Origin of the sequence: Shewanella sp. 5_MG-2023, from assembly GCF_030547465.1 — a bacterium.
GTDB lineage: Bacteria > Pseudomonadota > Gammaproteobacteria > Enterobacterales > Shewanellaceae > Shewanella.
Genome location: NZ_JAUORC010000015.1, coordinates 36,059 through 57,180, shown reverse-complemented (window position 1 = coordinate 57,180; position 21,122 = coordinate 36,059). Strand labels below are relative to the sequence as shown.

Below are 21,122 nucleotides of genomic sequence, written 5' to 3'. Positions count from 1 at the left end.
CTTTATAAATGCCTTAAACATAAAAAAGGAGTGCTAATAAATTAGCGCTCCTTTTTTAACATTCAATAGTAACAGCAATTAAAATTGGTTTAGATTAATAGCTTTCTTTTGCCACTATGGTTTGTCCAATCGGCGTGAGGCTCAATAAAGCCAGCTTCACATGTTGTATAGCAAACGGAATACCAATGATAGTGATAAAACAAGCTAGAGCATGGGTGAGGTGACCGATGGCCAACCAAATACCGAAAAATAAAAACCAGATTACATTACCTATCATCCCTAATGGACCGGTACCAAAGTCTTCTGTGCCTGATAGGTGTTTACGATTTACATTTTCTTGGCCGAATGGCCAAAATGCCATTTCACCAATGACGAAACAGGCTCGGCCAAAGGGGATACCGATAATACTAATAAAACATAAGAGCCCAGCTAGCCACCAAGCTAAGCCCATTATAAAGCCGCCCATGATGAACCAAGCGATATTAAAAACTAATCTTAATACTGACATCTAAAATCCCTTACTTGTTGTAATCACGTACTATTTTTAATCGTGCTTTGTACAGTTTGTTAGTCGAACTATGCACTATTGAAGCGAAATCTGTGCCACATTATTTATATTTTTTATCTTGCTGAATTTAAACGATAATTTTATAAGGTATATTGTCTCTTAAACTCTCAGCATAAATAGGTTAGTTAAAAACAACATTTTTTAGTTAAAATAATAACTCTACTCATTGATGTTGAGATAAACATGTTTGCCACCACACCAGTACAAACCATTCGATTTGCAGAGCAGGCGATATTTGTAAAACGCGATGATTTACTCCACCCGGATTTCAGTGGTAACAAAGCGCGAAAATTTCAATATTTTCTCGAGCAAGATTTCCCTCTAGTAAAAAAACTGGTTGGCTATGGCTCAGCGCAAGCAAATTCGCTGCACTCTTTAGCTGCCTTAGCCAAAATGCGCGGCTGGCAACTTGATTATTATGTTGACCATATAGCTGGCTATCTTAAGCAAAACCCCCAAGGAAACTATAAAGCGGCCTTAGACAACGGCGCCAACATCATTGAAAAGCCAGCGGGTATTGAGCTGAACCTAGAGACTTATGTACAACAAGATATTCAAGCGCCGTTTGAATCGAACAAACAGCTTGTCGTTAAGAGTACGGTGTTTGTTCCCGAAGGCGGGCGTTGTGAATATGCTCAGCTAGGGCTTGATCAACTAGGGCGAGAGATTATTGAATGGCTTAAACAAAATAATATGAAAAAGTTAGAGCTATTTCTTCCTTCAGGTACAGGTACCACGGCACTTTACTTACAACGTTTTTTTGTCGAATTCAGTAAAACAGCCAGCAGATCAGACCTCTCGCTGCCCAGTGTAACGGTATTAACCTGCAGCTGTGTTGGCGGTGATGAATATCTCACTAAGCAGTTTTATCAATTAACCGATAATACTGACTATCATCCAAGGATCATCTCTAATGGTAAAAAGTATCATTTTGGTAAGTTGAACCGTCAGTGTTATGACATGTGGCAACACGTCAATAAGCAAGGTATTGAATTTGAATTGTTGTATGACCCAGTTGGTTTCATCATGCTGGAGCATTATCTAAATACTGCAAACCTAAGCGGCGATGACTTAAACAAAGGTGCTGCTGTTCCTGTGATGTATTTACATCAAGGGGGCTTGCTGGGTAATCCAAGCATGTTAGCGCGCTACAAAAGGAAATATCAACAGCAAGGATGATAGCGGGTTTATATCTAGGCTAGATAAGCATTCATTAGAGACAATATTGAAAATTGATTTGAATTATGACGTTGGAGAGTTGCTTAGAGAAGGATTTGAAAAGTGCTCTTGGGTGAGGGTAACTTCATGTTGCTCAGTTCTAATAAACGTCCGGTAAGGTGTGAGAGGAAATACCGAGAAGCGATGTCTATTGAGTAACTGAGCAAATGAATAACGCAAGCGTTAAAAGTCTTACTTGTTAGCCGTAAGTAACCATTTCATAAATGTTAACGCTTCAGTGCGCTTAGAAAAAGTTGTTTTAGTTTTACCTTGGCTATCGGTAAAAGCTATTGAGTTTTTATTTGATGATATTGAATTAACAGGGAAATTAACTGTAATTTCATGACCATTTATGTTGTATGACATGTGCCACACTCCTTTTTAATTTTCACCTTTTTGGTGAATAAGTAATAACAATATTTATCCTTAAGCAGTTGTGTTGCGTAAGTTTAGATTTATGTGCTTAAGTTCACTGTGCTTATTACACTTACAAGTAGGCTGGTTTGATCAATTTTATTTTTAATCGCCAATTTACTTGCTGTAGTTAGTTGAACATAGGCATATGACAAACAAATGACAGAGAACAACTTAGCAAATGACTTGTAGTGTGGGTTTACTGCATGTAGTGAGTGACTAACAGAAGGGTAAACAAATAATTACAAGAAAACTTAAATACACAGAGGATATTAGTTATATATTTTTTATATAGCAATACATTTTTTACAATTCAGGACAATTAATGGATAAAAGGTGAACTTAATCGCCCTTTATCTGAATATTTATCCAACAAAAGCAGCAACACACTGTACTTTGTGGCGACTTATCCTCAGTTAGGGTAAATAATCTAGCTAAGTCGACGATAAGCATAACTGTTATAAAAACCGCAAAAAAAGAGTGCTTTGTGTCATTAAAGCACTCTTTTATCTTTAAAATCAGAGTCAGTGTTAAGCCGTTGATTAATAAATCAGTTCGCCTATTGGGTTGAGTAGCTTACTGATCCCTTTAGTAAAATATAAAGGCGCATCAACAACGGTATAACATAAACACCCCTCAACTGTTTTAGGGCTGTGCTCATGGTCACTATTAAGTAACAAAAAGTCACCTGCGCTGTAGGTGTTGTATTCATCGCTGAATTCGCCTGCTAACAACAAGGTCAACTCTTGGCCTTTATGGGTGTGCTGTGGGATTTCGCCGTTTTTATCAATATGCAGTAAACTCGCTCTTGCTTGTTTCTCGCCGGTGTCGAGTCTTAACCGACTGACTTTACCTATACCTTGCCAATGGTTTTCTACTTGCTGGCGAAATGCAGCCGGTAAATTGTATTGCTGACCTTTGACCTTGACTGCGACCTTGGTTTGCTTTGGCGATACATCAACGGCATCATCCATTTGCATCATAGTGTTAAGCATGGCTTCAAGCTCTGCATCCATAGCTTCATTTATGCTTGAATCTAGTGATGCTGTGGGTTGCGCATTTAAGCTGTTTTCAGCAGCAAACAAAGTTAGTTGCTCAATTTTATCGGCGCAATGACGACACAGTTCACAATGGGCTGACACGGCCAATGATAGAGACAAAGGCAGTTCTCCTTTGGCATGGAGAGACAGTAATTGCTCATCGGGGTGATAATTAATCATAATGTTTCTCCATGAAGCCTTTTAACTTCTCTAATCCTAATCTGAGTCTTGATTTAACCGTGCCAATGGGCACTTTCAATTTATCTGCCAGTTCTTGCTGAGTGAGCTCTTGCATGTAAATGCCTTGCACCACCTGTTTTTGCAGCGGCGGTAGTGACTCAACGTGTTTAAGCAAGGTGGCAGACAATTTGAAGTCATTTTCAGTTTCATCGCTGCCATCAGAATCGAATAGAGACCAAATATCGTCACCAAACGCATCTTCACGGTTATGTTGCACTTTACGCAACATGTCAAAGCACTGATTACGCATGACTGTGAACACCCAAGTGCTTACTGCAGCTTTATCAACATTATAAAGATGGGCTTTAGTCCATACTCGGGTCATGGTTTCTTGAACTAAGTCCATGGCTAAGCCTTGTTGGCTCAAACGTTGGATCCCAAAAGAACGTATTTTGGGCGAAAAATGAGCAAACAGCTTAGCAAAAGCAGCTTTATCTCTATGATTTGCAACACGTAGCATTAAGCCTGCAAGCATCTGGGCTTCGACATCATTTTTATCGGTTGATTTCATGGCAGTATCTATTGCTTTTGTATTTTTAGATAACATACCTTTATCATAACGACTTTGAACCGTTTGTGATTGAAAATTTTGCATTTATTTTCACTCGCATCGTCAGTGTTAAGAGAGCTTTAGTCACATATATTGCATTAATCTGTTTTATATAGCAGGTTAAAAGCTGACTAAATCCGAAAGTTACTTGTTGATACGCAAAAGGATGAAAGATGGTTCAAAAAAGGCTTAAAAATGTGCAACTTTTTTATCATTTATTACTAAGAGTTAAAAATTTGAGTGGTTTGCTTTGAGTTAAAGTCGCTAACCACCTGATTTTGAATGCGTTAAGATTACTTAATAATGCTGGTGATCAAGGCTTGGGTCATTTCGTGATTATGACTATTAATGCACTGGTACTTTTCCTCTGGGCTAATGGGCATTATCTCTAACCAGCGCTGACAGACCCATGACAAATTATTAAAGTCGTCATCTTTATAGTGAGATAATTGTTGTGGGTACTGCTGTAAAATCTCTTGTAAGGTTTTCTTTAAAAAATGTTGTTTGGGCTTTATATCTGTTTGCGGCCAATCGGGGATTAAACTGACATCACCTCTTTTTAAACCATCAGCTTCAGTATCGAACTGATTGATTTTAAACCGCTGTTTACCTTCGATACTAATACCTAATAGTCCATCGTCTAGCGTTTCAAAATCGATAATATGAACCCAAGTTCCTAAAGGCATGAGTTGGTTGTCACTGGTTAGCATGCATAAGCCAAAACCTTCACCTGATTTAAGTGATTCAGTCACTAAACGTTTATATCTTGGTTCAAAAATGCGCAATTGCGTGAAGCCTTGAGGTAACAAGCAAATGGATAATGGGAACAGAGGCAATTTCATAACAGCACCTTTATTACTAACTTAATGATGAATGTAGTATTCATGTTTTCAATAGTTTATACGGTGATATTGAGGGTAATGATCACTATTGTTTTACCCAAATTAATTGCTGAGTATCAATGCCTAATGCGGTCATTTTTTCTGTGAATCTGAGTTTATGCTCGGCAGAGATGTTAGGTGTGCGCGATAAAATCCACGCATAATCATTGTTTGGACCTATCACTAACGAACTTATATAGTTTCCGTTGTTATCTTCCATCAAATCATGGATTTGATAGGCACCATAAAACGGCCCAAAAAAAGAGACTTTTAAACGGCCAATATTGTCCGTTTCAATGAAGTAGGCTTTACCCTCTGCTTCACTCCAACGTGCTTTTTCGTCTGAATAACCTCGATTGATGACCACAACTTTATCGTCATCAACAGAATAGTTGGCTGTGACTTTTGAAAGGCCTCTTTCAAATGAATGGTCAAGTCTGGCGATTTCATACCAGCTACCGAGGTAATTGTTGAGTTTAAAGTTTTCAACCACAGTCACTTTATTATCGAGCATAGTGCAAGCGCTTGTTCCGCTAACTAGCAAGGCACACAAGGCGATGCTTTTTATGTTGTTATAAACCTTGGTCGATGTCATTTGTTGTGATCCCTATAGTTTTATCTTGAGTTGAATTTGCACTAATTACTCATGTTACGTACGATGCTGCCGATAAGATCTATATTAAAATTTATTAGGTTAATATCTGTTCTAAATGATGTTTTACAGCCAATCTTATTTAGTCAATGTCGCTGTTGTATCCGCTAAAAATTTTTTAATGGCTAGTAGAACCAAGGTCGAGTTAACGAGAAATAATAATGAAAAAAATGCTGGATTCAGTCGATCAACGTACTAAATTAGTCGGTGAGAACCGTTTAGAGTTACTGTTGTTCAAAATTAGTGCCACCCAATTATTTGCTATTAACGTGTTCAAAGTCAAAGAGGTCGTTAAGCTTCCGCCTTTAAGCGCATTACCTGGCAGTAACCCAAACATTAGTGGTGTTGCCAACATTCGTGGTATGTCTATTCCAGTGATTAATTTGCGCGGTGCTATTGGCTTTAGCCCTATGCCAGTCTCAGATGACTGTAATTTGATTATTACTGAGTATAACCGCAGTGTGCAGGGCTTTTTAGTTGGCAAGGTAGAGCATATTGTCAATATGACCTGGGGCGATATTATGCCGCCGCCAAAGTCTGCTGGGGCTAATAACTATTTAACGGCTATCACTAAACTGCAAGATAATGATGTACAAAGATTGGTCTCTATTATTGATGTCGAAAAGGTGCTAGCTGAGATCATTGATTACGACATTACCTTATCAGAAGGCGTACTTGATCAACAATTAGTGGCGCACATGCCGGGCCGAAAAGTATTAATTGTTGATGACTCCGCCACGGCTAGAAAACAAGTACGCGACACCCTCAGTCAACTGGGGATTAAAATCATAGAGGCCTCTGATGGTTTGCAAGCATTGAATATGCTTAAAGGTTGGGCAGCAGAAGGTAAAAGCGTTGCCGATGAGTTATTGATGATGATTACCGATGCAGAAATGCCTGAAATGGACGGCTATAAACTCACAGCTGAAGTGCGCGCCGATGAGCGCATGGCGTCACTGTATATCACCCTTAATACCTCGTTAAGTGGCAGCTTTAATAATGCTATGGTTGAAAAAGTGGGCTGTGACAAGTTTATTTCTAAATTCCAGCCAGACTTATTGGTTGATGCGGTGCAGCAGCGCTTAAAGATGATCCTTGACTAAGTGTATCTTCAGAGCGATGCGGTTGTTAGCGCTCGCTCTGTTGTGGCTTACTGTTTTAGTCGCTCAAATTTAAGTAAACTCTTCTTGAACCTGTTCGATAAGCAGCTTTTGATGCTCTTTGGTAATGCCAATGTTCATTCGACATAACCTTACCGCATAAGAAAACTTGTCTTTGCCGACAATATTGAGTATTTCACATAACAGCGATTTGTTGAGCGCTAAGGTGTCACAATAGTGATTAATTGCCTTATTTAGGCTATTAAACTGTAAACCATCAAACTCAAATACCGCGCTATAACCTTGTTCAATATCAATGCCATTGAGCACCAAGGGCCAACCTTTTGCATTAATGCGGCCTTTGGCAATGTTGTACATCATCCATGCACTTTCTTTAAAGCCAGATAATATTCGACAATCAAAACCTGACTCAGCCAACTCTTCTTCGGTCCAATTAATGCCAATGGCGAGATCTTTATGATAAATCTGCATTAAGTCATCTTTTACTGCGTCTCTGCAATCCCAAATAGAAGTCAGTAAATTCTTTTTAGCTAACCTTGCACACTCACTGCATACTGGCAGTGTTAATGAAGGGTGCGGGGTTGATGCTTTAGCATAATAACTGAACACATCGTTACTAGGCTCGGCGCAAAACCAGCATTGATGGCGAAGATCGAAAGGGATATCAATTAGGGGAGGTAAATGATTCAAAACAGGCCTTTAAGTTATAACTGGCAAGTAAATTTTTCTTATAAAAAAGCTGCTTTAGTTCGTAACGAACTGCAGCAGCTTAATTTAGCCAAGAATGTAATTATTCGGCTTCAATATCAACTAGCTCTTTAGCTAATTCAATTGGATCTACTTCTAAACATTCTTCGTTTGCAACCCAATCAAGACCGATTAATACACCGTCTTCATTTAAATCGCCAACCCAAAATTCTAAAAAGTCATTCACACTGATCTCAACAGCGACATAGTCTGCCCACTCTTCAGTACAATGGCTTGCCGCCGCAGCTTGTGTTGACCATAAAGGCATCACATCAGTTTGTTCAAATTCAGAAGAGTCACAGACAACCCAACCTTCACCAGTCTCATCCGCTAAGCCCCAAAGGACTTGATGCTTTTTCACATTTTCAATAAAGCTTACAACTGCAGGGGTTAGTTCAATCATGATTAGTCTCTTAGAAATTTCAATTAACTGATGCATTATACGTTAACGCTAAACAATACAAAACACTATTAATCTTCTATCGCAAAATGAAATAAACAAATACAAATTATCACAGTTTTAGCGGTTTTTGATCTTGTTTCCTTTTGCTTGATAAGTCAGGATGTGGCTATTCATTGATTAGTCGAAGTATTCTTTTTATGGTGAGTTTCAAATTTCCGGCGTTACTAAAATCGGCTGTAGTGGTTTCTAGCTGCTTTGTTAGTCTTCAAGCAATTGCAGCGTCCGATGATTTTTCCCAGTGTGTGGATAAGCTTAAAGTTACAGCCCGCAGTGAAGGCTTATCCGAGCAAACGATAAATACCAGTGTCGCTAATCTAAAGTACATTCCTAGAGTGATTGAGCTTGATAATCAGCAGCCAGAGTTTAGCACCACCTTTGGTAATTACTTCAATAAGCGTGTGACTGATTGGCGTGTTAAAGAGGGGCGGCGTTTATTAGCCGAGCATCGAGAATTATTAAATAAGCTTACCCTTGAGTATGGGGTACCAGGCCAATATATCATTGCTTTTTGGGGGCTGGAAACCAACTTTGGTGGCTATAAGGGCAAAATGTCAGTGTTAAATTCGTTAGCGACATTAGCCTGCGATCCTCGTCGTAGTAGCTATTTTACCAATGAATTGATGCAAGCTTTAAAGCTTAAAGAAAAGTATCAATTTGATGATGCGACTATGGTGGGCTCTTGGGCTGGCGCGATGGGGCATACTCAATTTATGCCAACCAATTACGCTAAATATGCCGTTGATGGTGATGGTGACGGTAAAGTCGATTTGTGGAATAGCACTGCCGATGCCCTAACGTCTGCGGCAAACTTTTTGCAGCAACTGGGCTGGAAAGCGAATGAACGCTGGGGCAGAGAAGTATTATTGCCTGAAAATTATGATTACCAATACCTTGGCCGCAAGCACCCTAAACCGTTAACCGATTGGGCTGCATTAAACCTCAAGCAAGCCAATGGCACACCGTTGACGACTCCAGAGATGGAAGCCTCATTGTATGTCCCGTCTGGTCATACCGGGCCAGCATTCTTAGGTTACGATAACTTTGATGTCATTATGCGCTGGAATCGCTCTGAATTTTACGCCATTGCCGTGGGCCATTTAGCCGATAGGGTGAATGGTGCAGCGCCGCTGAGAGTAAGCGCGCCGGATCATGGTCTATTTAATCGCAGCGACATTAAGCTTATGCAAGCAAAATTAAATGAACTGGGTTTTGATGTTGGTAAGCCAGATGGTGTACTCGGGCGAAACTCGATTGCAGGAGTGCAGGCATTTCAGCGCAGTAAAAACTTGATTGCTGATGGCTTTCCCGATCAAAAAACCTTCGCCGCGTTAGGTATTAAGATCAGTTTATAATCCGTAGCTTCAATTAAAAAATAATGATTGCATCGCTGAGAGTTTATTCTCTGCCAGTTCGCAGGCTTAGTGCTTAAACTCAGTTCATAAGCTTAAAGAATAAGCTTAAAGAATAAGCTAAAAGCATAAGCTAAAAGCATAGCAATCGATTATCTCGGCTTTTACTGGCAGCTTAATCGGGTATTTGTTAAGCTGCGGAAACTATTGATATCGAAGTAAACTAAGGACATTCGATGAGCGCTCAAGACAATATGGTAGTTCGATTCAACTACACCCTTCGTGACGAACAAGGTGAAGTGATTGAAAGTAACGAAGGTGGTTCTCCAATCGCCTATTTACATGGCCATGACAACATGATGCCAGGTGTAGAAAATGCCATTGCTGGCAAAGATGCGGGTGAAAAGTTCACCGTTACATTACCAGCTGCTGAGACCTATGGTGAGCGTATGGAAGGTGCTGAGCAACGTGTTTCAGTAAAACACCTACAAGGCGCTAAAGTATGGAAAGTGGGCATGTCTGCTATTGTCAATACTGAAGAAGGCCAACGCCAAGTGACTATCGTTAAAATGGGTAAATTCATGGCAACGATTGACACTAATCACCCATTGGCTGGTCGTGAGTTAACCTTTGATATCGAAGTGGTTGATTTTCGTGAAGCAACAGATGAAGAAATTGCCCACGGTCATTCACACGGTGAGGGTGGTCATCAGCACTAATTTATTGCTGCATTACCCCAAATGTAATCCCAAGTGTAGTTAATATACTTGGGATTTTTGTTTGAAATAAAAGAAGCATCCGAATGATAATTGAATTTTCCCAAGGTAAATTAGTGGTCACGCCATTTGAAATCCAGTGTCGATTAAATACCAATAACATCGTCTTGACCGCAATGGTCGATGACATGAAATGTCTTAGTGACAGTTTAATGTTAATCGCAGATGCTGGCGCTGTGCGCTGGAGTTTAAAATTGGATAATGCCCAGCAATTTTATGAAGCCATCGAAATAATGGGCATTGCAGCCGAATAATCTGATTCGGCTGCGACAAGCTTCACTACAGGAACACCTAGGCTAGTGAATCTCGGTTATGGGGACTGCTATAGTCAATCTCTGGGCCAACTGGCACGATTTGGGTTGGATTAATTTGTTGGTGGCTAAAGTAGTAATGCTGCTTGATGTGCTCAAAGTTTACCGTGTCAGCAATGCCAGGCTGTTGGTATAAGTCCCTGAGGTAACCAGAAAGGCAAGGGTAGGACTCAATGGTTCTAATATTGGTTTTAAAGTGGCCTACATAAACACAATCAAAGCGAATTAAAGTGGTAAATAAACGCCAATCTGCTTCAGTTATCACATCTCCCATTAAGTAGCGTTTTGTTGCTAAGCGTTGTTCTAATTGCGCTAAGCTGGCAAACAGTGGCGTTATTGCTGCTTCATATGCTTGTTGAGTAGTAGCAAAACCACTGCGATATACACCATTATTAATGTTGTCGTAAATCATGGCATTCAGTTCATCAATATCTTGAGGTAGTGCTGCTGGATAATAGTCGTCATGGTTAGCCGTAAGATGATTAAACGCCCGATTAAACATACGAATAATGTCAGATGATTCATTACTGACTATGGTATTAGTGTGTTTATCCCATAATACGGGCACAGTGGCACGACCGTTATAATCAGCTTTGGCCATTTGGTAAATTTGATACAGGTAATCTTTATTAAACAAAGGATCGGTATTAGCGCCTTCAATGGCATTAGCAGCTGCCGACTGATTAGATCCTGCAAACTCCCAGCCGTTACTGAGCATGTGCGGCTCAACCACAGTGACATCAATCATTTGGGTTAACTGTTTAAGTTGTAGAAAAATTAAGGTTCTATGAGCCCAAGGACAAGCCAATGAAACGTATAAATGGTAACGTCCAGCTTCAGCTTTAAAGCCTGCATCACCACTTACTTCTGCACTGCCGTCTGGTGTTATCCAATGCCTAAATTGTGCATCTTCTCGGTGAAAATTGCCGCCATTTTCCTTCGTTGGGTACCATTGATCGACCCAGTGTCCATTTTGTAATAACCCCATCATTGCCACCTGATAATTTCAACTTCTATGACTGAGTTTAAGTGATAAATTTTAGCAAAAAAAGCGGATTAAATGGGCTATAACGTTCGATTAATTCGAAGCTGCTTGAGCCTAAATGTATTTACTGTTACTGAAAATATTGAATTGGAATAGCGAGTATTGGTTGCTTTAATTGCGGTGCTTTTAACAAAAGACTTACATCAATAGAGAAATATGGCTATATGGGTTTAAATATCAACCAGATACAATTTGTGTTGTTACAGCTTGAAATGTCTGACTTGTTTTGTTTTTTTTGTGCGAGTGTTTTGTTTTTGATTTTAATGTTTACCAATATGTATCTTGTTGTTATGGTTGGGTAAATTGTGGTTTTTTGTAATCAAACTGACATGAGATTTATGCAATGTTTGCTAGCATTCAGCAATGGGCTGGATAGCTCGTACATTATAAAAATTATATTGATTAAGGGTTAGATCATGAAAAACATCTTGTGCAAATGCTTAGTGGCCTCTGCTGTACTCGCGACATTGTCAGGTTGTAGTAATGACGATGATAAAAACCTAACAGCTTGTGAAGCTGCTGGTGATGCATGTACTAGCTTTACTGTTATTCATACCAATGATAATCATGGCCGTTTTTGGGAAAACAGCAATGGCGAATATGGTATGGCTGCGCGTAAAACTGTGATTGATCAAATTCGACATGAAGTAGAGCGTGCTGGCGGTGAAACCATTCTTTTATCTGGTGGTGATATTAACACTGGTGTACCTGAGTCAGACATGCAGCAAGCCATTCCTGACTTCATGGGGATGAACCTATTAGGTTATGACGCTATGGCAGTGGGTAACCATGAGTTTGACAATCCTCTAAGCACACTTGATATGCAGTCAACATTGGCTAATTTTCCAATGCTTGCAGCTAACATCTATGACAAAAATGCAGACGCGCGCTATTTTGAACCTTACCGAGTGTTTGATATTAATGGCGTAAAAATTGCGATTATCGGTTTTACCACTGTTGATACCCCCAAAATTGTTAATCCAGAAAATGTCGACAGACTGACATTTACCGATCCTCAAGACGAGCTGCCTATTGTTCTTGCTGAAATCGAAGCCAATGAAGACGTTGATATGGTGTTTGCTGTAACCCATATGGGTCATTATGCTGACGGTAATCATGGTACAGAAGCCGCTGGTGATGTGATGCTAGCTCGCTCTGTTGAGCAAGGTCAACTGCACGCGATTATAGGTGGTCATTCACAAAACCCTGTGTGTATGGAAGGGGATGAGTACGCAGATTTTGCTCCAGGTGATGACTGTAAACCTGATCAGCAAAATGGGACTTATATCATGCAAGCCCATGAATGGGGCAAGTACGTTGGACGTGCTGATTTTGAATACATGGATGGAGAGCTAACGCTGGCAGAATACTCACTCATCCCAATTAACTTAAAGCAAGAAGATGAAAGTGGCGAGTTAGTTTTCATTACTGAAGAAATTGAAAAAGACCAAACAGTATATGACACCTTATTGCCATATCAACAGCGCGGTCAAGAATTGTTAGATGTGGTGATTTCCTATACTGATGGTAAGTTTGAAGGCGATCGTGAAGTGGTACGTGTTGAGCAAACAAACCTAGGTAACCTGCTCACTACAGCTTATTCAGAATTTGTTAGCAATAACTTCAATGTCACTGCAGACTTTGGCGTAATGAATTCAGGTGGTGTCCGCGCTTCTATCGCTGAAGGTGATATTTCATATCGTGATGTGCTAACAGTGCAGCCATTTGGTAATTTTGTGTCTTATGTCACTATGACGGGTGCGGAAGTTGAAGACTATTTAGCTGCTGTGGCAGTTAAAACCGGTGGTGGTTTCCCACAATTTAACCATGTAGCTATGGATGTGAATTGTGATGCTGAAACCGTCGATATTGCTTCTCTTGGTGGCCGTAGTTTCGATTTAGAAGATGATTATACCTTCTCGTTAATCCATTTCAGTGCTGCTGGTGGTGACGATTATCCAGTTATTAATCAACATAAAAACTACATAGATACTCAATTAACCGATGCTGCTGTTTTCCGTGAGTACTTTGTGGCAAATCCTGTATTATCAGCTGCCGATTATGCGCCAGTGGAAGGTCAATTAAACTTCTACCGTAATGGCGCGTTAGTGAAAAGTTGTGCTCAATAATTTCTTTTGATTAACTAATGAGTAAGTTAAAAACGGTGTAAATTGAAAAAGGTAGCTACGGCTACCTTTTTTGTTTCAAGCTTAACGGTGCTTATGGATTGGTATAAGATAGCCGCAATTCATCATAAAGGATTTAATTATGTCGTCGGTGACAACCCTACTAGAACGTATAACAGTTGAACCAGCTACACCTGCGAAGTCATGTGTCATTTGGTTACATGGCTTAGGAGACTCGGGGGCCGGGTTTGCGCCCGTCGTGCCTGTTTTAGGTTTACCAAGTGATCATAGTATTCGATTTGTTTTTCCCCATGCACCAGAACAAGCGGTGACCATAAATGGCGGCTATATCATGCGATCTTGGTATGATATTAAAAGCATGGATTTACATGATCGAGCCGATATCAATGGGGTGTTAACCTCTGAAATCGCAGTAAAAGCGCTGATCAATGAACAAATTGAATCGGGTATTAGCGCTCAAAACATTGTGCTGGTAGGTTTTAGCCAAGGTGGCGTCATGAGTTTATTTACTGGGTTGAGGTTTGAGCAAAAACTTGCAGGCATTATGGCATTGTCATGTTATTTACCCGCAGGAGAGGCTTTACCTGAGGGCTTAAGCGAAGCTAACAGTGATACGCCGATATTACAAAACCATGGTGAGCAAGATGAAGTGGTGCCATTATTTGCTGGAAAAATGGCCCATGATGCCTTAATTAAAGCAGGCTATTCGAGCAAGTGGCTTACTTACCCTATGGCACATAGTGTTATACCTGCGCAGTTGTCCCACATTGGTCAATGGCTAACCGATAAACTCGGGAAAGCATAACTGGCACTTTAGTGTGGCTGTTTCAAATTAAGTACAATGTCACTATTAACTTGTGATAGTTAAATGCTATAAAAAACAAGAGGCTTAGCGCTGTTATGGCGCTGAGCCTTTTTTATATTCGAACAGCTCAATCATTTGGCTAAATCCCTTTTTATTATATTGGACAATCTGCGTATATTAATAAAAACTAAATCATTGTTATTTAAAGTGATAACTTAAAAATAAATCACAATATTTAGTAAACTTTTGTTAAAATACAGCTCGTTTTATGTAGTGAAACTAGTTGCAAACAAATTGCAGGCAACTTGTATTAAATTGAAGGTTTACGGATAACATAATGATAAGAAAAATTCCGAGTCTACTGGTCGTCATCGGTGTATTAACCAGTTTAACTGCGTGTGATCGAAAACCTGACTGCGAAGATAATAATTGCACTAAATTTACTGTGGTGCATACCAATGATAATCATGGTCGTTTTTGGCATAACAAAGCGGGTGAGTATGGCATGGCAGCGCGGTTTACTGTCATTGATGGTATTCGTAAAGAGGTCGCCGCAAATGGTGGGCATACCTTAGTGTTATCAGGTGGCGACATCAATACGGGTGTACCAGAATCCGACTTACAAAACGCCATCCCCGATTTTATTGGCATGAATATGATTGGTTATGATGCCATGGCGGTGGGCAATCATGAATTTGATAACCCATTGTCAGTATTGGCAGAGCAAGCAGAGTTAGCGACATTTCCAATGTTGGCTGCCAATATCTATGATAAAGAATCTAATCAACGTTATTTTGAACCTTATAAAGTGTTCAAAGTGGGTGATATTGACATTGCTGTAGTGGGGTTGACCACTAACGACACACCAAAGCTAACTAATCCATTGCATACAGAATCGTTGATTTTTACCGATCCTATCGCGGAAATGAAGCAGTTGTTACCGCAAATAAAAGCCAATGAAACTGTAGACTTAGTGTTTGCAGCTACCCATATGGGCCATTATCAGGATGCAGATTTTGGCAGTAATGCCCCTGGTGATGTCACGATGGCTAGAGCGTTAGAGGAAGGGCAGTTAGACGCCATTATCGGCGGGCACTCGCAAAATCCAGTGTGTATGGCTGGTCGCAACAGTGAATATGATAAAACCTTCACCGCGGGTGACTCTTGTCGTCCAGACAAACAAAATGGCACTTGGATTATGCAAGCCCATGAGTGGGGACGCTTTGTTGGCCGCGCTGATTTTGAATACATTAACGGTAAATTGTATTTAGTGGACTACCGATTAATTCCAATTAACTTAAAGCGAATGGCTTTTGGTAAAAAGCTTGCTTGGCCAGTAGGTGAGCATGTTGAGCGTAACCCTGAGGTTGAAGCGGCGTTATTACCTTATCAGCAAAAAGGCAGCGCAGAGCTTGATGTGATCATAGGTAAAGTAGATGGGCTATTACAAGGCGATCGCAAGGTGGTGCGTGCCCAGCAAACCAATTTAGGTAGGTTAATTGCGAAAGTACACAGTAATAAAGTGCGCGCTGACTTTGGTATCATGAACTCTGGTGGCGTCAGAGCCTCTATTCCGGCAGGAAATATTGCTTATCGTGATGTGCTCACGGTGCAACCATTTTCAAATACTATTGGTTTAGCAGAAATGTCAGGTGACAAATTAATTAGCTATTTATCAAAAGTGGCTACCAATACCCGAACTAGCGGTGCTTATGCGCAATTTTACGGTATTGATATGACTGTAAAATGTCGTGATCAAGACGTTGAAATTCATAGTATTAATGGTCAGCCTTTTGATATATCGGCAACCTATCAGTTCTCTATTCCAAGTTTTAGCGCAGCAGGTGGTGACAATTACCCTAAGATTAATATTCTTGAAGCGGGTTATGTAGATGCCATTGAGCTTTATGAATACGTTAAGAAAGAGAAAAATATTCAAATTGAGGATTATAATCCGAAAAATGAAGTGAAATTTACCCAATCTAAAAGTTCATTAGGCTGCAGTATTTATTAGTATCCATGAGTTAATGTTAGCTTCTGTTAGCATTTAAACCTAAAGGCAACCACTTGGTTGTCTTTTTATTTGAAAATTTCTATCTTTTTAAGATATTGATTATTAATGGTTATATTTAAATTAATTGGCTGAAGGAAAAATTATTTTTGCTAATTTACTTGAAAAATAAAATATCGTTCTCATATCTAGTTGTAAGTTAGGCACGCTCAATAGAGGTACTAACTAGCATTACGCCGCAAGGGTAATGACAAACAGCCAATAATGGCATTTTATTTTTCACATATTGCTTTAGACAAGGATATGACAATGCGTAAATTTAATTTAACTCCAGATTTAACTCCTCTTTATCGTAGTGCGATTGGTTTTGATCGTTTAGCTAAAATGGCTGAACACGCCGCAGTACAAAATGGTAACACCGGTTACCCTCCATACAACATCGAATTACTTGGCGAAAATCGCTACCGTATCACTATGGCGGTTGCTGGATTTAGTATGCAAGAACTTGATATCACTAGCGAAGGTGACAAGTTACTTATCAAAGGCAGTAAAGTGGCTGCAGTAAACGATGAACGTAAATACTTACATCAAGGTATCGCAGAGCGTGGATTTGAGCGCACTTTCCAGTTAGCAGACCATGTCAAGGTTGTTGGTGCTGAATTAGAAAATGGTTTATTAAATGTTGATTTAGTAAGAGAAATCCCTGAAGCGTTAAAAGCACGTAAAATTCAAATTAATTCTGCGCGCAGCGCTACCAGTAATACGATTGAAAGTTAATGCGTTACCGCCCTTTAGGTAAATAATAAAGGGCACTAGTTTCATCTCTTCCCTGATTTTTGCCCAACTAGATTCATTTTCCTAGTTGGGCTTTTTGCCTTATGACTGTTTATAAAGCCCCTCACAACAAATTGACGCCACATTATTGATCCCACATTAAAGTCACTCTCAACAAAAGCACTTCGCGATAACGTCGCTTTCAATAAAAGCACTGCTCGTAAAAGTCACAAGCCCCTATTTAAGCGCTCTATCTAAAATGACCGCACCAGCATCATTGTTACCCAGTTCATCATTAGGATTGTATATGGGGCAGTTTTTCATTGATAAACATCCACAACCAATACAGCCATCTAGAGAGTCACGTAAATTAGTCAAATAATTGATTTTTCTAGTTAACTGATTTTGCCACTTGGTCGATAGCAACGCCCAGTCTTCAGGGGTTGGGGTGCGTTCATTGGGAAGGTGGCTAAATGCCTGCTTGATATCCTGCAAGCTTATTCCCATGGTTTGGGCGGCTTTTATCACGGATATCCGCCTGATCACATCTCGGCGATAGCGGCGCTGATTGCCTTGATTGCGCAAACTGGTGATCAAGCCTTTTGATTCATAAAAATGCAGGCTTGAGACTTTTATGCCGCAACGCTTGGCCACTTGCCCGACTGTTAAATCCATTTCATCAAGCATCAAAATATTCCTATTACAGTAAAAATAATACTTTACCTCAACCAAGGTTGAGGTTTTATAGTGGCACTATATTACAACAAGTTGATTTAAAAATCGTTGCAATGCAGGAGGCAAAATGACGTATTTAATTTTTAAAACTGAACAAGTGAATACATTCAGTCATCGAACAACAACTCCGGTTACCACAGTAATCAAACCCTCTAAGGAAGTGGTCACTGAGCAAGCTTATGATGCTTCAGATGACCCAAGCCGCTCCCCAAGTGGCGCTAAGAATCATGATTTGTCAGCAGAAAACGCAATCACAGCGGTTATTGAACTAAGCCGAACCCTATTCAATCAAGTGATGATTAATAAGTAATGTCAGCTTTTTAAAACAAGGAATATGATTATGCGATTAGAGCATTTAAATTTAGTAGTACAAAATTTAGACGCTAGCTTAGCGTTTTATCGGGCAGCTTTTCCCCATTGGCAAGTTCGCGGCGGTGGTGAAGGTGAGTGGCATGGGGTGCAGCGTAAATGGCTGCACTTTGGTGATGAATATAATTACTTATCGCTTAACGATGGCGGTAAAGGAAAAATGCGTCCCAATGAAGGTTATGATTTAGGCTTAGCCCATTTTGCTTATGTGGTGTCAGATCTTAAAAGTTTAATGGCAAGAATGGAGCAAGCTGGTTTTGAAATAGCGATTAAAGGCCGTGAAGATACTTACTCTGACAGTGTTTATTATCTAGACCCTGATGGCATTGAGGTAGAGTTTGTCCAGTATTTAACGGATATTCCCAGTGAACGAAATCGTTATGTTTAAATTTCATTGGCGCTTATAAATAGTATAAGCAACAGTAAAAACGAACAGTATTAGTTGGAGATTTATCTTAAGTCGGAGTCAGTATGCATCTTAATCAAGTTACCTTAACGGTTAATAATATGACTAAAGCCTGTGAGTTTTATTTAACTCTCGGTTTTACTCAAATCGTTAATACTGCCCATTACGCTCGTTTTATGTGTCCTGATGGTGAGGCCAGTTTTTCATTAACCTTAGATGAGCTGCAATTGAATATGAGTGATAACCGAACCGTTATCTATTTTGAACATGAGCAACTAGATGAATGGGTTAATCAGCTGATTAAAAAAGGCATCGAATTTGAAACTTTGCCCACAGATCAAGACTATTTATGGCGTGAAGCAAGGCTGTTTGATCCTGCAGGTAATAAGATAAAGCTGTATTGGGCAGGAGAGAATCGATTAAATCCACCGTGGCGAGTGACTATTCGTGATAAATAACCATTCACAATTAACCATTAACCATTAACCATTAACCATTAACCATTAACCATTAACCATTAACCATTAACCATTAACTACAGATACTCATACTGAGGTAATCAGCATTAAAAAAGCGCCGCTATTAAATTAGCGGCGCTTTAAACAATATTGACCAAGTGTGGCTTTTAACCTAGCTGCTATAAAAATATCAGCCTATTTACCCCAAGGGTTTACAGCGCCAGTGCCATTGGGCACTGATCTGCTGGTGTTATTTTTACTAGGCTTGCGAGAGTCTGAGCTTCTATTCTCGCCGCGGTCACTAGTTTTATATGGGCTTTTAGCTGCGCTTTCTTTGTTAAAGCGTTTGGCTTTATTTTTATCGTAATGATTATTCTTTGGCTTATCTGACTTGCCACGAGAAAGCGTTGGCTTGTCATCAGTTTTCGCTTTTGGCACTTTGGCGTTCTTTGGCACAAAATCTAAGATTGAAATCGGTACTTCTTTACGCGTAGTAAAGCCTTCAACTTCTTTACGGACAATTAAGTGACCCAAACGGCGCTCAATTGCGCAGAGATTTTTAAAGTCATCTTTTGACACCAATGACACTGCAATACCAGACGCCCCAGCACGGCCAGTACGACCAATGCGATGCACATAATCATCAGCAGGGTATGGTAAGTCGTAGTTAATGACGATAGGTAAGTCATCAATATCAATACCACGAGAAGCAACACCAGTGGCAATAAGATAGGTGATTTTTCCATCTTTAAAATCTTTAAGTAATTGCTCACGTATCGGCTGGCTACGACCACTATGAAAAGACTCTGCAATAATGCCGCGCTTTTCTAATTGAGTCACCAGCTTTGCTGCACCGTGTTTAGTTTCGATAAAGATCAGCGCTTGTTTCCAATCGTTGTCTTTAATCAACTGGCTTAGTAATGCTGACTTCTTTTCTTTATCAACGGTAACTAACCATTGATCAATTTTTGGCGCTGCGTCAGCATCTTCAACCACTGAAATTTGCACTGGGTTACGCATGGCTGATTTAGCCAGAGCGCGAACTTGGTTAGACAAAGTGGCTGAAAACAACATGTTTTGACGTTCATCAGGCAACAATTCGATGATGCGGTTAATGTCTTCAATAAAGCCCATATCCAGCATTCTATCGGCTTCATCAAGCACTAACACTTCAAGCTCGTCAAAGTTAACGGCACGTTGAGTATACATATCCAGCAAACGGCCAGGCGTTGCCACCAGGATATCAATGCCTTCAATGAGCTTTTGCTTTTGGGCATTACTGTCAACGCCGCCATACATGACCATTGAATTTATTGATAAGTTCTGGCTGTATTTTTTTATGTTTTGCTCAACCTGAATCACCAGTTCACGGGTAGGTGCTAATACCAGTGCTTTGACGCGTTTGCCACGTACTTTATGGGGGGCTTTAAAGCGTTCGATAATAGGCAGTACAAAGCTGGCTGTTTTACCGGTGCCGGTTTGCGCCGCGGCAATGATATTTTTACCCGATAAAGCAACAGGTATAGCCTTAGATTGAATGGGAGTCGGCTTGGTATAACCTAAAGAACTAAGTGCACTGATTATTGGATCGCTTAATCCCAGCTTCGAAAATGGCATGTGTAATCTCGGGTAAAGTAAAATGATAATTAACAACACTGTCAGCAATGATTAATGTTTGGTTTAGCGTTAATCATGGCGCAGTGGTAAAGAATAGCTGGTTAGTATAACAGAGTGAGCAAAATATAGGGTAGGGCTGTTTTCGCTTTAAGCGTAAAGCTAACAAGGTGAATCAATATGATCTGTCGGCAGTCAATAAAGTTTTGACGCAGCAGTTCTTGCCTGTATGGCCTATGTTGATTTGAATCCAATTCGCGCGCAAATGGCTGCAACACCTGAAACTTCAGATTACACTAGTATTCAACGACGCATAAATTCAGCGATTAAAGGTGAGCAACCCAAAGAGTTACTGGCATTTGTAGGAAATGAACGTTTAGTGTAGTGACAAGGTGAATTTGGCCACTCATTTGTAGTTGAACTCACTT

23 protein-coding genes and 1 pseudogene are annotated in these 21,122 nt (G+C 40.0%); 13 read left to right on the top strand and 11 right to left on the bottom strand.

Translation table 11 applies throughout. The features are described 5' to 3' along the window. Positions 1-94 precede the first annotated feature (94 nt). The gene (locus tag Q4557_RS10595; protein ID WP_076537536.1) at positions 95-508 is read right to left on the bottom strand and encodes a YccF domain-containing protein; all 414 of its coding nucleotides are present in this window, start codon (positions 506-508) and stop codon (positions 95-97) included. A 243-nt stretch (positions 509-751) separates the two neighbouring features. On the opposite strand from Q4557_RS10595, the gene Q4557_RS10590 reads away from it, so the two are divergent. Continuing rightward, a complete protein-coding gene (locus Q4557_RS10590) occupies positions 752-1,747 on the top strand; it encodes a 1-aminocyclopropane-1-carboxylate deaminase/D-cysteine desulfhydrase (RefSeq protein ID WP_303412570.1) in 996 nt (331 codons plus the stop codon). Between the two features lie 231 nt (positions 1,748-1,978). Here Q4557_RS10590 and Q4557_RS10585 read toward each other — a convergent pair whose 3' ends face one another. The 5 genes from Q4557_RS10585 to Q4557_RS10565 all read right to left on the bottom strand — a co-directional run bounded on the left by Q4557_RS10585 (position 1,979) and on the right by Q4557_RS10565 (position 5,506). Continuing rightward, complete coding sequence (locus tag Q4557_RS10585; RefSeq protein WP_102438235.1) at positions 1,979-2,152, bottom strand: hypothetical protein; 174 nt, start codon at positions 2,150-2,152, stop codon at positions 1,979-1,981. Between the two features lie 590 nt (positions 2,153-2,742). Then, positions 2,743-3,420: a ChrR family anti-sigma-E factor gene (locus tag Q4557_RS10580; RefSeq protein ID WP_303412568.1), complete on the bottom strand. Its 678-nt coding sequence runs from the start codon at positions 3,418-3,420 to the stop codon at positions 2,743-2,745. Continuing rightward, positions 3,413-4,075 carry a sigma-70 family RNA polymerase sigma factor gene (locus Q4557_RS10575; protein ID WP_102519674.1) on the bottom strand — a complete coding sequence of 221 codons (663 nt, stop codon included), beginning with the start codon at positions 4,073-4,075 and terminating at the stop codon, positions 3,413-3,415. The genes Q4557_RS10580 and Q4557_RS10575 overlap by 8 nt, the downstream gene beginning before the upstream one ends. 248 nt (positions 4,076-4,323) lie before the next feature. Then, the gene (locus tag Q4557_RS10570) at positions 4,324-4,872 is read right to left on the bottom strand and encodes an LON peptidase substrate-binding domain-containing protein (protein WP_102438229.1); all 549 of its coding nucleotides are present in this window, start codon (positions 4,870-4,872) and stop codon (positions 4,324-4,326) included. Positions 4,873-4,957: 85 nt separating this feature from the next. Then, positions 4,958-5,506 carry a lipocalin family protein gene (locus Q4557_RS10565; RefSeq protein WP_303412565.1) on the bottom strand — a complete coding sequence of 183 codons (549 nt, stop codon included), beginning with the start codon at positions 5,504-5,506 and terminating at the stop codon, positions 4,958-4,960. A 218-nt stretch (positions 5,507-5,724) separates the two neighbouring features. Between Q4557_RS10565 and Q4557_RS10560 the strand changes: the two genes are divergently transcribed. Continuing rightward, complete coding sequence (locus Q4557_RS10560; protein ID WP_102438227.1) at positions 5,725-6,666, top strand: chemotaxis protein CheV; 942 nt, start codon at positions 5,725-5,727, stop codon at positions 6,664-6,666. Positions 6,667-6,735: 69 nt separating this feature from the next. Here the strand turns inward: Q4557_RS10560 and Q4557_RS10555 are convergent, their stop codons facing one another. Then, entirely contained in the window at positions 6,736-7,374 is a 639-nt protein-coding gene (locus Q4557_RS10555) for a hypothetical protein (RefSeq protein WP_303412561.1), read from the bottom strand. Positions 7,375-7,474: 100 nt separating this feature from the next. Next, positions 7,475-7,834 carry a DUF2750 domain-containing protein gene (locus Q4557_RS10550; protein ID WP_076537554.1) on the bottom strand — a complete coding sequence of 120 codons (360 nt, stop codon included), beginning with the start codon at positions 7,832-7,834 and terminating at the stop codon, positions 7,475-7,477. Positions 7,835-8,031: 197 nt separating this feature from the next. Between Q4557_RS10550 and Q4557_RS10545 the strand changes: the two genes are divergently transcribed. The 3 genes from Q4557_RS10545 to Q4557_RS10535 all read left to right on the top strand — a co-directional run bounded on the left by Q4557_RS10545 (position 8,032) and on the right by Q4557_RS10535 (position 10,273). Further along, positions 8,032-9,246: a lytic murein transglycosylase gene (locus Q4557_RS10545; RefSeq protein WP_102438224.1), complete on the top strand. Its 1,215-nt coding sequence runs from the start codon at positions 8,032-8,034 to the stop codon at positions 9,244-9,246. A 233-nt stretch (positions 9,247-9,479) separates the two neighbouring features. Then, positions 9,480-9,962, top strand: coding sequence for a peptidylprolyl isomerase (locus Q4557_RS10540; RefSeq protein ID WP_102438222.1), 483 nt, complete (start codon positions 9,480-9,482; stop codon positions 9,960-9,962). A gap of 83 nt (positions 9,963-10,045) precedes the next feature. After that, the gene (locus Q4557_RS10535; protein ID WP_102438220.1) at positions 10,046-10,273 is read left to right on the top strand and encodes a DUF3389 family protein; all 228 of its coding nucleotides are present in this window, start codon (positions 10,046-10,048) and stop codon (positions 10,271-10,273) included. Positions 10,274-10,310: 37 nt separating this feature from the next. Here the strand turns inward: Q4557_RS10535 and Q4557_RS10530 are convergent, their stop codons facing one another. Then, a complete protein-coding gene (locus Q4557_RS10530) occupies positions 10,311-11,318 on the bottom strand; it encodes a glutathione S-transferase family protein (RefSeq protein WP_303412636.1) in 1,008 nt (335 codons plus the stop codon). Between the two features lie 473 nt (positions 11,319-11,791). Between Q4557_RS10530 and ushA (Q4557_RS10525) the strand changes: the two genes are divergently transcribed. From ushA (Q4557_RS10525) to Q4557_RS10510, 4 genes are all read left to right on the top strand, one after another. After that, on the top strand, positions 11,792-13,504 hold the full coding sequence (ushA, locus tag Q4557_RS10525; protein WP_303412558.1) for a bifunctional UDP-sugar hydrolase/5'-nucleotidase UshA: 1,713 nt from the start codon (positions 11,792-11,794) through the stop codon (positions 13,502-13,504). 148 nt (positions 13,505-13,652) lie between these two features. Then, positions 13,653-14,327, top strand: coding sequence for an alpha/beta hydrolase (locus Q4557_RS10520; RefSeq protein WP_303412635.1), 675 nt, complete (start codon positions 13,653-13,655; stop codon positions 14,325-14,327). Between the two features lie 337 nt (positions 14,328-14,664). Then, complete coding sequence (gene ushA / locus Q4557_RS10515) at positions 14,665-16,341, top strand: bifunctional UDP-sugar hydrolase/5'-nucleotidase UshA (RefSeq protein WP_102519677.1); 1,677 nt, start codon at positions 14,665-14,667, stop codon at positions 16,339-16,341. A 306-nt stretch (positions 16,342-16,647) separates the two neighbouring features. After that, positions 16,648-17,115 (top strand): Hsp20 family protein, encoded by a 468-nt coding sequence (locus Q4557_RS10510; RefSeq protein ID WP_102438204.1) that lies wholly within the window; start codon positions 16,648-16,650, stop codon positions 17,113-17,115. A gap of 234 nt (positions 17,116-17,349) precedes the next feature. Here Q4557_RS10510 and soxR read toward each other — a convergent pair whose 3' ends face one another. Then, entirely contained in the window at positions 17,350-17,799 is a 450-nt protein-coding gene (soxR, locus tag Q4557_RS10505; protein WP_102438202.1) for a redox-sensitive transcriptional activator SoxR, read from the bottom strand. Between the two features lie 115 nt (positions 17,800-17,914). Here soxR and Q4557_RS10500 point away from each other — a divergent pair, with 115 nt between their 5' ends. The 3 genes from Q4557_RS10500 (at position 17,915) to Q4557_RS10490 (ending at position 19,080) form a co-directional block, all read left to right on the top strand. Next, positions 17,915-18,157: a hypothetical protein gene (locus tag Q4557_RS10500; RefSeq protein ID WP_102476241.1), complete on the top strand. Its 243-nt coding sequence runs from the start codon at positions 17,915-17,917 to the stop codon at positions 18,155-18,157. 27 nt (positions 18,158-18,184) lie between these two features. After that, positions 18,185-18,604 (top strand): VOC family protein, encoded by a 420-nt coding sequence (locus Q4557_RS10495; protein WP_102438333.1) that lies wholly within the window; start codon positions 18,185-18,187, stop codon positions 18,602-18,604. Between the two features lie 83 nt (positions 18,605-18,687). After that, complete coding sequence (locus tag Q4557_RS10490; protein WP_102476242.1) at positions 18,688-19,080, top strand: VOC family protein; 393 nt, start codon at positions 18,688-18,690, stop codon at positions 19,078-19,080. A 195-nt stretch (positions 19,081-19,275) separates the two neighbouring features. Here Q4557_RS10490 and Q4557_RS10485 read toward each other — a convergent pair whose 3' ends face one another. Continuing rightward, positions 19,276-20,697, bottom strand: a complete 1,422-nt coding sequence (locus Q4557_RS10485; RefSeq protein ID WP_102476243.1) for a DEAD/DEAH box helicase — start codon at positions 20,695-20,697, stop codon at positions 19,276-19,278. 205 nt (positions 20,698-20,902) lie between these two features. On the opposite strand from Q4557_RS10485, the pseudogene Q4557_RS10480 reads away from it, so the two are divergent. Then, positions 20,903-21,070 (top strand): annotated as a pseudogene (locus Q4557_RS10480) (transposase); the annotation flags it as partial. Positions 21,071-21,122 lie beyond the last annotated feature (52 nt).